The organism is Gammaproteobacteria bacterium (genome assembly GCA_029862005.1).
GTDB lineage: Bacteria > Pseudomonadota > Gammaproteobacteria.
Window position 1 is genome coordinate 80954 of record JAOTYD010000013.1, and the last position, 11470, is coordinate 92423.

An 11470-nucleotide genomic window follows, 5' to 3' on the forward strand; every position below is an offset into this window, starting at 1 on the left:
CTGGAATCTGCTAGAAGTCGGTCGTCTATTTCCTCGTTACTCGCATGATTGGCATAGGATGTCCATTATTTGAAAGATCGACTACACCCCTTTCGCGATATATATATATTTGCTGCAATTGACAATACCCTTGGTCTGGAAATACTGCCCGGTAGCTGCGAATCCAACGATCTAGGCTGATTAAGATTTACAACCCGGAGTTCTTTATGCATTCTAATATCAGAAAATATTTACTTTGCTTCTGCCTGATTTTTAATACCTGAAAAAACTGTCCAGCCGGATGAGGAATTTGCGGTGATCTGTCGAACGGGGAACCGTACTGCGAGATTGTCCAATTGGTTGGAGACGAAGGGAGGGTACAAAAATGTCTAAAACGTCCAGGATGGAATCACGTCCTGGATAGCGGAAGGTCGTTCAATCAGCAAACCTGATACCTGAGGCCTGTTAAAATGAAAGATTCGAGGGTCTGTTTTCTCCAGAAGAGGTCCTCATAAAATCCAGGTGGGATGCGATCTTAGGCCAGAAACAGACGTTTACGATATCTTCACGACTATTTAGAAAAAAAAGAATACCTCGTCAATTTGCCAAAATAGATCGGTCTGGCCTGATTTATATATTTTGTGCTTCTATCCCCTTAAGACAAGGTTACCTAATAATAGGGATATGTATCAGGCGAGCTGGTGTGTATAGAATCCAGATGTTTTTTGATAGGGGAGTATTATGTCTGATCAAATAGCCGATATCACAATGCATATCGATGAAAACACCAGTCATGAAGATCGAGAAAAGTTACGCGATAAATTATTTGGTTTGGATGGTGTAATGGCCGCAGATTGCCAGGACGAAAAACCACATCTGTTGGTAATTGCATATGATCCAAATGTTGTCAATTCTTTAGCTTTCGTTAAGACAGCAAAAGAACAAGGACTACACGCCGAACTAATTGGCCTTTAGATCGAGTAATTGAGGGCTTAGTTAAGAGCAAATGTGATCAGGTTTTTCCATCGACCTCGATCACTTGACTATCTGGTTTCAAAACCAATAAAATTCCGCTTCGGTTTGGTTATTGCCGCTGACATATAGAATTTGAGCGTCTGTTCTCTCGTAAGCAGGCGCTGATAAAACCCTGGTGGGAGGCAATCTTCGGCCAGTAACAGACCCCGCAGCAAAGCCGCATTAAGTATGTTGACCGGCCACCGATAAGTTAGACGGCATAGCCCCACAGGAAAGGCTCTATTCCTTGAATATATTGGGGTTTTCAGGTGGGTTTCGGTGGTAAGGGGCCAAATGCCTGATCCCCTTTCGAAATAGTCGATCTCGGTTCGAAGTTTGTCGACTCCCCCCAACGTGAGTATTCCGTTTTCACAAAGCCTTGCCGAAAATGGCGGTAATTCCGTGGAGGGCATTTCTTGAAAACCTTTTTGATCTTGCTGTTGATGCTGCTTTCACAATTTTGCGCGGCGACCGAGTATTCGCCTGCGACTGTGGAGATGCAGCTCCAGGCTTTGTCTCCCGATGTCTATTATGTTCAAGGCAAGGCGAGAGTGGCAACCGATAACCAGGGCTTCATTTCAAATGCCGGATTTATCATCACCAGTGACGGCGTTATCGTTTTCGATGCCCTCGGTACACCCTCGCTTGCGCACATGCTGCTGGGGCTGATCCGTACCAAAACAGATCAACCCATTAAACGCGTTTACGCCAGCCACTATCACGCCGATCACATCTACGGATTGCAAGTGCTCAAGGAAGCCGGAGCGGTCATCTATGCGCCCAAGGGCGCAAACGATTACCTCGAATCGGAGACCGCAGCAGAAAGGCTCGACGAACGGCGCTTTTCGCTCGAGCCCTGGGTCGACGAAAACACCATCCTGGTGCCACCGGATGTAATTATCGAATCATCCTCCAGCTTTACTATTGGCGGCAAGCGCATCACCATTAATTATCAGGGCAAGGCGCATTCGGACGGCGATCTGATCTTGCTGGTAGAGCCCGACAACGTGTTATTTTCGGGCGATCTGATTTTTGAGGAGCGCATTCCTTTTATTGGTAATGGCGACACCGCCCACTGGCTGCAGACACTCGAAAAACTCGAGACTGGCGGCTTGCACGCGTTGGTGCCGGGTCATGGCCCGGCCTCCTTCGACCCGGCCGCAACGCTCAGTCTGACGCGTCGCTATCTACAATTCATGCGCGATACTTTCACCGCCGGCGTCGAAGACTTGATGAGCTTCGACGAAATTTATGCGCAAACCGACTGGTCGCAATTCGAGCACCTGCCGACGTTTTCCGACGGCAATCGCATCAACGCCTACCAGGTATTCCTGTCGTTGGAACAAGAGCTTTTGAATCAATAATTAAGAGTTGCAGATGAATATACGATACCTCTATACCGCACTCGTCAGCTCCCTGTTTCTGGCGCCGATGACCGGCAGCACGCAGGAAACCCGCCCGCTGGTTGGACTTGAGTATCTTGATCAGGTCAATCAACGAATACACAATATCGACACCGCGGAACTCGAAATCCTGATTGCTGAGGAGCCTGAGCTCGTGGTGATCGACGTACGCCACGAAAGCGAGGTCAATGCGCGCGGCGGCATGATTGACGCCCGCCGTGAGATCATCTTGCCGCGCGGCTGGCTGGAGTTCCGCATGCCCAATGAAGTGCCCGACAAGGATACGCCGATCGTGGTTTATTGCGGTATCAACCAGCGCAGCCCGCTGGCCGCGGAAACCCTGGAAAAAATGGGTTACTCCAACGTTAAGAATTACGCGCCCGGATTTTTTGAATGGCGTGACGCGGGCAAGCCGGTCAAATTTACCGACCGCGCGCTGGACTCGATGCTGTTTCGCAAACCCGAACGGGTCGTTGATGGCGTCTGGTCGGCGATCGGCGCGACTTCGCCCGGCAGTTACGCTAACTCGGGACACAACAATAACCTGTCGTTCGTCATTGGTGCATCCGGCGTGCTCGTGTTCAACGCCGGCGATAATTATCTGCTGGCCCGAGCGCTACATGACGAAATCCGTAAAATCACGGCGCTGCCGGTAAAGGCAGTCGTGCTCGAAAACGGCCAGGGGCACGCAATGCTCGGCAGCAGCTACTGGCAGGAGCAGGGGGTGCCGGTCATTGCCCACGTCGATACTGCCCGGGAAATTGAATTACACGGCGTGGAAGTGCTGCAGCGAATGCAACTGCGCAACGGGGAAAAGGCTCGCCATACACGGCTGGCGATGCCGGATCAAACGTTCGATAAAGAACTTGTCGTCGATCTCGGTGGACTCGAGGTCAGGCTATTGTACCTCGGCCCCGCGCATAGCCCGGGAGATGTTGTTGCCTGGATTCCAGCCAAGTTTCTCGTCATTTCCGGCGACATGGCATTTCACCAACGTCTGCTACCGATTTTCGACCATACCGATACTGCAGCATGGATCGAAACTTGGGAAAGATTCGCCGCACTCGGCGCAAAACAAGTCATTCCCGGCCACGGCGAACCAACGGATATGACCGAGGTCACTCGCTTTACCCGGGATTACCTGGTTTATTTGCGTGAAAAGATAGCCGAAGTCATTGACGAAGGTGGAGACCTTCAACAAGCATACAATGTCGATCAGTCCCCCTATGCGCACCTCGACACATTTTACGAGCTCGCCATACCCAATGCCGACCGCGTTTTTCGCGCGATGGAATTCGAATAATCCTGCCTATTTTTCTTTTTTCGGTGAGGTCCGGGATAGTAGGCCGCGATGTGCGGGTTAATATGATCTATTTTCGAATTTTCTATTTTCCGATACTGGTCTTCAACCTGCTCCAGCAGAATACAAATGTCGAATCCGATTTTAGCGGGCAACTCGACGAGAGTCGCCTTGGGTTGTAAATCTCCGCTGGTTTTTGGATTTTGAGTGGCTGCTTTCTCCGACGGAGACCCTCATATAACACTGGCGGGAGGCAATCTTCGGCCAGAGGCAGACACACCACTAGTGCAATTGAAGATCCCGGTTGCCAAATTGTTTTTAGTTGATTCATGTCAGCAAGACCTCGGTTAGGGGATTTAGTCTGGCATCTAAATGAAAGGATTTTTATTTGTAGTTTTATTTCTACCTGCTGCAGCTAACGCAGATATTTATTTTGAATTGTCAGCTGAGCAAGGTGGTGAAACCTATGCATCCGCCGAGCGGAGCGGGTATTACTATGGGGCATTTACTACTGAAGATGAGGTCAATCTTGGTGGAGGTTTAAAACTTGCCCTTGGGATCGAAAATGCCTTTGGCGAAGACAAAGACAGAACATTGTCATTTTCGCTGGGATTCATACGGCGTCGATTGGACGCGAGTAATGGTGATGCTGATTTCGATGTCATCACTTTCGATTCAATTTACTGCTGGCTCTTTGAAAAACACCAGTTCGGTGCTGGAGCGAGTTACCACATTGGCCCGGAATACAAATCGGATATTGATGGTTTTGCGCCAGTTAAGATCGAGTTTGATGATGCCATCGGTTTAATTTTACAATACCGCTACGAATTAACGCCTGGCTTTTATTTCGGTATCAGGCTAACCGAAATGGACTATGAAACAGACGAGATAAGTGATGACGCCACCAGTATTGGGTTATTTTTTGCCTATTCGCCTGATTAGCATGGATGAAGGCCTACTTTCTCGTAAGCAGATCCTCATAAAGCTTTGGTAGGAGGCAATCTTCGGCCAGTTACGGTCATTTATTCAATTCTTAATCAACGCTGAAAAAGATTGAGTGACTTTCCCCGCAAATAACAATATTACTTCCTGCCCCACGACATTCTCTACAAACAGGCAGGCAAAAAAAGCAGGCCGTAAAGGACCTGCTTTTTGGTTTTAGCGATGTAATTGATCACTATTAGTCGAGTGTAATAACCGCATCGATCACATGAATGATACCGTTGGTTGCGACGATATCGAAGGTCGTGACCTGCGCTCCATCAACCGTGAATTGACCGGAGTCGATTTCGAATTCGACCGTTTCGCCATCAGGATTGAGTGTCATAACTTCGGCTCCGTTGAGGGTAAAGGCGGTCACTGAATCGACAGACCCGGAAACGACATGCTTCAGCAGAATCTTTGACAGATCCGGTGATGCCAGCAGATCTGCAGCACTTATTCCCAGATGATGCAGCAGTGCTGTGAAGGCCGCATCTGTCGGAGCAAAAACAGTGAAGTCACCTGAAGCATCGTTCAGTGTGGCATCGAGACCAGCAGCCTGAAGCGCCAGAACCAGGGTTGTAAAGTTTCCGCTCGCCTGTGCGATTTGGGTAATCGTCTGGGTCGGAGCAGCGGCATCAGCCGGTGGCGTCAATACGGTATCGATAACGTGAATGATACCGTTGCTGGCATCGACATTCAGTGCGCTGATTTTGGATAAGTTGGCAAACAGGTCAGTACCGCTCAATGACAGCGCCATATTATCAGTATTTCCCATTTCCACGGTGTTGCCAGCTATCGCGGTTGCCGCGGCGGCATTCACTTCCGCACCCGATATTACATGGTACAGCAGAATGTCAGCCAGATCTGGCGAAGCCAACAAGTCATTAGCAGTGATTCCCGCATCTGTCAGAAAGGTGTAGAATGCCGCGTCGGTCGGGGCAAACACGGTAAATTTTCCGGCCGCATCGGCGAGCACCGTATCCAGGTTAGCTGTTTGCAGCGCGAGCACCAGAGTGTCAAAGCTACCATTCGCGGCTGCAACGGCAGCAATCGTGCCTGAAGCCGGATCGTCCACGGTTGGCAACAAAACTGCGTCAATCACGTGGATCACGCCGTTGTTTGCGTCAATGTCAGGCGTTTCTACCCGGGACGCATTGATGAACAGATCCATGCCCTGCAGGGAGACGCCAATGTCATCCGTGTTCGCCGTGGTCACAGTGGTTCCAGCGGCGGCGACTGCTGCGGAGGAATCAATCTCTGCATCCGCCACGACATGGTAAAGCAGGATGTCAGCAAGATTTGGCGATGCTAACAAGTCGGCAGCGGTTATCCCCAAATCAGCCAATGCGGCTGTGAACGCTGCGTCCGTTGGAGCAAAAACGGTGAAGTCTCGTGTTTCGTCAGCCAGGACGGCGTCCAGGCCAGATGCTTTCAGAGCAGCAACTAGCGTTGTAAATGAACCGTTAGCCTCAGCAACTTCCACGATGTTACCCGGGTCAATTGCGCGCAGGTCATTATTATCGTCGTCGTCGCTGGTGCTGCACGCGACCAGCGTGGTTGCGAGCAACGCAACTGTCAGGGATTTGTAGATGGCTTTCATAGTGTTCTCCGGTGGTGTTAAAGTGAATCGATACGCAAGCAAACTAGAAATGGATTCACATGACCAAAAAAGAACTGCTCAGCCTGGTCTTAGTGGCTGGAAAGGGTTGTTAGCCGAAGCTGAAATTTTAGTTTTGAGTGTCTGCTTTCTCGTTAGCTGACGCTCAAAACTAAGAGTTCAGTGACTCCCGATTATAAGGAGCCGACACTCAGAAATTATTCTTCTCTTTCAAAGAGAGCTGCTGTAATGCTAGCATTCCGGTTTCAATAGCAGCTATTTCAGTAGCAAATTTGGAGATTAATCCGTGATAAAAAACATAGTCCTTGCAATCGATGGCTCCGATCCCGCGAAACATGCCCAGGATGTGGCTATAGATATGGCTTCCAGGTACGAAGCCAGTCTAACTCTCGTTCATGTTCTGACCCATGATCATCCCCCTAGCGAATTTTCTCGCATGGCTGAAGTGGAGAACCTGCTTGACCCCAAACGGCCAGAGGTACGTAGCAAGGAAGATACATACAAGTCTATTGCTCGGTTCCTTGGAAGTGTAAACGACGAAAAGGAAGCCAGGGTAATTGTTTTAATCGGAGAGGAATTGCTAAAAAATGCATCAAAAAGTGCCAGCCAGGCCGGTGTGGCAAATGTTACGACGGAAATCCGCGACGGGGACTTTGCAAATTGTATTCTTGATGTTGCCAAAAAAGTGGATGCCGACATAATTGTTATGGGAAGGCGGGGGCTTAGTAATCTAAAAGGCTTCGTAACTGGCAGTGTTTCACACAAGGTTTCTCAACGCGCGGAATGTTCAGTACTTACTGTAAAGTAAAAGGGTTAGGGTTTAATCCGGTTGAAGCAATATGAATGACAGCTACCTGTCAGCTAATACCAGTATCGTTGAGAACGGGTGTAAGTATCTATATTGGGTCGGTTATCGCCGCTGATGCATCGAGATTGAGCGGCAGCTTTCTCAATAGCAGACCCTCGGCGAACCGAACCAGGGGGCAATCTTCGGCCAGGAACAGACCCTCAGTGGCTTGCTAAAGAAAGCTATGGTTTTTTGGGCTCGAGGTTGGCTAATAGGGGGTCGTCCGCCTTATTTTGATTTATAAATATGGTTTAATCCCTATTCACTGATTTTATACGCAAGCTGGGAGTCATCACTGGCGAAGAACTGACGCCGAAAAGACTGGGACGTAAGCCAGCAACCAGTAAATAGGTATGCTGTCCCCAGTACTGCTGTATCCCTAGAGATTCTGCCAAAAAACGGACTACATGACCTCATTCATTGATCTACATCAGATGCATCGGGAGTCAGTTTCAGTATCGTCTATTAATTAATATGCCGGCCAGAATCCTTCACATATCCGATCTGCATTTCGGGCCGCCATTCTTGCCTGCGGTCGCAGAGGCCTTGTTGCAAACCATCCCTTTGCTCGCTCCCGATGCGATCGTTATTAGTGGCGACCTGACACAGCGGGCCAAGCGTCATCAGTTCGAAGAGGCACGTCGGTTCTTCGACCGTATGTCAGACTACCCTATGCTCATTATTCCTGGTAACCATGATGTGGCGCTCTGGCGAATCCACGAACGTCTAGTCAGGCCACACGCACTTTACCGCGAAATCATCTCACCAGAACTTAATCCGGTCCTCCATGTCGGTAACGCAGTACTGGTTGGTCTCGATTCCACCGCGCCACTACGTAGCATCTCCAATGGTCGGCTCGATCGCCATCAACTCGAACATAGCGAAAAGGTTTTTGCCGGGGTAACCGACGATAAAGTCCGAATTGTTGTCGCTCATCATCAGTTTGCCCCCGGACATGACCGTGTTTTCGACATCGCAATGCCCGGCGCACAGCGCGCGATCGACTGCTTTGTTGACCAAAAGGTCGAAATGATTTTAGGCGGGCATCTGCATCGAGCCTACATTGGGAATTCGCTTGACTTCTTTCCCGGGCATCACCGCGACCGCGGCGTAATTATCGTCCAGTGCGGCACTACCACGTCCAGTCGCGGAAAAGGAAGAGAGCGTAACGAAAACACCTTCAACCTGATTGAGACAGGTTCACAGACTCTCACGGTAACCCATTATCTTTACTTCGAAGAGAAGGGCAAATTTGCACCGCTGAGTAAGCACAGCTTCCCCCGCCCGGGACGAGAACTAGAGGTTACAGAGTCCCGCTCCCACGCTGCACCACCGTGAGCACGCAGCTGACGACTACGCGAAACAAACGAAAACTGGTTATCCTGGTAAGTGCCGCAATTCTTCTGACAGGGCTGGCCTGGTATGTCAACAATCAAATCTCGCTTGCGGAGCTGGCCGAGCAGGAGGACCGTGTCCGCGCATACATCGCACTCAACCCGTGGCGTGCTTTCATTGTTGGCTTTGGTATATATGCCGGGTTATCGCTGGTTCCAGGAACCGGAGGAAAAGCAATCGTATATGGCTGGCTGTTCGGGTTCTGGCAAGCCGTGACCATCGTCACGGTCGGTCTCACCCTGGCTGCGCTGACGATCTTCTCCCTCAGTCGTTACCTATTCCGGGAAAGCATCGAACGTCGCTACGCCAATCCCGTCGCGCTTATGAACAAACACCTCGAGTTGGAAGGGGCATTCTACCTGCTTGCGCTGCGAATGGCACACGCACCCTATTCGATCGTCAACCCGATCAGTGGGGCGAGCCGTGTTCGAATCTGGACCTTCTGCTGGACCACTGCGATAGGCATGCTGCCCGTCAATGCCATTTGGGTTTACGTGGGAGTTCGTCTGCCCTCGCTGCGTGAACTGGCGAGCAGTGGGCCAGGCGCATTTATCGACCTGCCGCTCATTTTAGCCATGGTGGGCTGCGCCGCGCTGGCGCCTCTGATTCGCTGGCTGCTCGGCCACTTTGGAATTCTCGCTTTCAAGACTCGCCACCATGAAGCGAACAACCATGAATCAGAACGGAAAAAAACATGATCATGGCTAATGAATCGGCTCTTTACTGGGCCATTATCGCGTTATTCGCCAGTCTGGTGGCCGGATCGATAGCCCGTTTTGTCGCTCTGCGAAATGCGGGCGAGGAAATACGGCGCAAACGGTTTGCCAGTTTGCGGACCTGGTGGTTGCTTGCCATTGTCTTGAGTACCGGGCTGCTAACCGGACGGATCGGGATCTGTCTACTGCTCGCCAGCGCTAGCTGCATCGCCTGGTTCGAGATCACAAAATTTTTTGGTGCCCGATCAGAGGATAAACTCGCCATTCGCTCTGGCTACGGGCTCATCGTAATTAATTACCTGTTAATCCTGTTTGAATCAATCTCGCTGTTCACTATTTTCCTGCCGATTGGCTCATTTATTGTGCTTGCCGTGTCGCTGCTAATAAAAGGTGAGCCAGGGGGCTATATTCGCTCCTCGGGAAGTCTGCTCTGGGCGATCATGTTTCTCGGCTATGGGATCTCCCATGCTGCACTGCTGATGATAATTCCCGCTACTTCCTCCGCGCCCCTGGGTCCGGCTGGTTGGTTTCTGTTCCTCGTCATCCTTACGGAGGCAGATGATATTTTCCAAGCGATCGTCGGTCGGCTGTTCGGGGCCCATAAACGCCACCGAATCACGCCTGTCATCTCACCTAATAAAACCTGGGAGGGATTCTTCGGAGGGATGCTGGTCATCGTGATACTCGCGCCGCTCATCGCACCGTGGCTCACGACTCTAGACCAACAGGCGGGGCCTTTCTCGATCCCGGAGTCGTTACGTCCCTGGGTTACTCCTATTCTGGCGGCGATACTAATTTCATTTGCGGGCTTCCTCGGGGACATCAACATGTCCGCCATCAAGCGTGATGCCGGCGTCAAAGACAGTAGCAACTTGTTGCCGGGGATGGGCGGTATCATCGACCGCGTCGATAGCCTTACCGTAACCGCACCTGTCTTCCTGTATTTCGTAATCTGGTGGACGGCGTGAAGCGTTCCAGCAAACGCCACGAAACAGACGCCGATCTCGAGCCTCAGGTTTTCAATCGGTTACTGACAGTTCCGAATTTTCTCTGTGTTATCCGTCTGATCGGCTCGTTCGTCCTTATTCCGATCGCCTGGCAGGGCCAAAACGAGGTCTTCCTCTGGTGCTTCATTTTTCTCGCCCTGACGGACTGGTTCGACGGTAAGCTTGCCATCCTGCTCAACCAGCGCACGGTGCTGGGGGCGCGCCTCGATAGTTGGGCTGACGCTGCACTCTATGCGGCCCTGTTATTTGGAATAGTGACGATGTATGGCGACAGCCTGCAGTCTGAACTCGTTTGGATCAGTGCTGCCCTCGTAACATATCTGATATCCACCGCTGTGGGCTTCTGGAAATACAAACGCTGGCCGAGCTATCACACCCGTGCCGCCAAGATTTCGTGGTTACTCACGGCTGTTGCCGTGATAACACTCTTTAGCGACATGTCTCTCTGGCCTCTGCGCGTCGCCGCCGTGGCGGTAACCATAACCAATTTCGAAGCCCTACTGATTACCTACATTTCCCCGGCTTGGCGCGCTGACGTCACATCGATCTATCATGCCTGGCGTGACAGTAAGGCTGTATAATTATTAAGTGTCATTCCGGATCGATCTCGACTGCTGATAGTGAGGTCCGGGAGTCTGTCTTCCCAAAAGGAGACGCTGAAAAACTTTTTCTGGGCTTCTGAGAACGGCCACTTTCGGACACTCGAGAAAATGTGGTGACAGTTCACCTAATTACGAGATGAGATTAAGTTAACTGTCACCATATTTCGATCCCGCAACAGCCAACGGGCCCTCGGGCCACGCGCTTGCGGGCTGGCCCGGAAGTAGCTGATTCAGGGCGTCACCGGGATACATACTCCAGGAACAGTGTCGACGCCCTTGATCGCTAGGGACCGACGATGACCCTGCCTTTCATGCCAGCGTCGAAATGTCCGGGAATCAGGCAGCCGAAACCGAACTCGCCGGGTTCCGTGAACTTCCAGATGATTTCACCCTTCTTGCCGGGGGGAACGTGCGCCATGTAGGGCTCGGAATGCTCCATGCCCGGGAATTTCTTCATCATCTCGGCGTGCTGCGCCAGCGATTCCGTGGTGCCCAGCACGAATTCGTGCATCAGTTGCCCGGAATTGGTGTGCACGAAACGGATCACGTCGCCCCCGTTCACCTTGATCAGGTCCGGCGAAAAACGCATCTGGTCGTTCATGTCA

The 11470-nt window shown here is 51.1% G+C and carries 11 protein-coding genes; 9 read left to right on the forward strand and 2 right to left on the reverse strand.

Features of this window, described 5'->3' with window-relative positions; translation table 11 throughout:
• The first annotated feature begins 720 nt into the window (after nt 1-720).
• The 4 genes from OES20_10430 to OES20_10445 all read left to right on the forward strand — a co-directional run bounded on the left by OES20_10430 (nt 721) and on the right by OES20_10445 (nt 4638).
• On the forward strand, nt 721-954 hold the full coding sequence (locus tag OES20_10430; protein MDH3635111.1) for an ATP-binding protein: 234 nt from the start codon (nt 721-723) through the stop codon (nt 952-954).
• Between the two features lie 455 nt (nt 955-1409).
• Nucleotides 1410-2357: an MBL fold metallo-hydrolase gene (locus OES20_10435; GenBank protein ID MDH3635112.1), complete on the forward strand. Its 948-nt coding sequence runs from the start codon at nt 1410-1412 to the stop codon at nt 2355-2357.
• Between the two features lie 13 nt (nt 2358-2370).
• Nucleotides 2371-3699 (forward strand): rhodanese-like domain-containing protein, encoded by a 1329-nt coding sequence (locus OES20_10440; protein MDH3635113.1) that lies wholly within the window; start codon nt 2371-2373, stop codon nt 3697-3699.
• Nucleotides 3700-4068: 369 nt separating this feature from the next.
• Nucleotides 4069-4638, forward strand: a complete 570-nt coding sequence (locus OES20_10445; GenBank protein ID MDH3635114.1) for a hypothetical protein — start codon at nt 4069-4071, stop codon at nt 4636-4638.
• Nucleotides 4639-4876: 238 nt separating this feature from the next.
• Here the strand turns inward: OES20_10445 and OES20_10450 are convergent, their stop codons facing one another.
• The gene (locus OES20_10450; protein MDH3635115.1) at nt 4877-6280 is read right to left on the reverse strand and encodes a fasciclin domain-containing protein; all 1404 of its coding nucleotides are present in this window, start codon (nt 6278-6280) and stop codon (nt 4877-4879) included.
• A 304-nt stretch (nt 6281-6584) separates the two neighbouring features.
• Here OES20_10450 and OES20_10455 point away from each other — a divergent pair, with 304 nt between their 5' ends.
• The 5 genes from OES20_10455 to OES20_10475 all read left to right on the forward strand — a co-directional run bounded on the left by OES20_10455 (nt 6585) and on the right by OES20_10475 (nt 10844).
• Entirely contained in the window at nt 6585-7106 is a 522-nt protein-coding gene (locus tag OES20_10455) for a universal stress protein (protein ID MDH3635116.1), read from the forward strand.
• A 513-nt stretch (nt 7107-7619) separates the two neighbouring features.
• A complete protein-coding gene (locus OES20_10460; GenBank protein MDH3635117.1) occupies nt 7620-8483 on the forward strand; it encodes a metallophosphoesterase in 864 nt (287 codons plus the stop codon).
• Nucleotides 8480-9238: a VTT domain-containing protein gene (locus OES20_10465; protein ID MDH3635118.1), complete on the forward strand. Its 759-nt coding sequence runs from the start codon at nt 8480-8482 to the stop codon at nt 9236-9238. Before OES20_10460 ends, OES20_10465 begins: the two co-directional genes overlap by 4 nt.
• Nucleotides 9235-10224: a phosphatidate cytidylyltransferase gene (locus OES20_10470; protein ID MDH3635119.1), complete on the forward strand. Its 990-nt coding sequence runs from the start codon at nt 9235-9237 to the stop codon at nt 10222-10224. Before OES20_10465 ends, OES20_10470 begins: the two co-directional genes overlap by 4 nt.
• Entirely contained in the window at nt 10221-10844 is a 624-nt protein-coding gene (locus OES20_10475) for a CDP-alcohol phosphatidyltransferase family protein (protein MDH3635120.1), read from the forward strand. The genes OES20_10470 and OES20_10475 overlap by 4 nt, the downstream gene beginning before the upstream one ends.
• 304 nt (nt 10845-11148) lie before the next feature.
• On the opposite strand, the gene OES20_10480 is transcribed toward OES20_10475, so the two are convergent.
• Nucleotides 11149-11470: cupredoxin family protein (locus tag OES20_10480; protein MDH3635121.1), on the reverse strand; the 322-nt coding region annotated here is incomplete at its 5' end.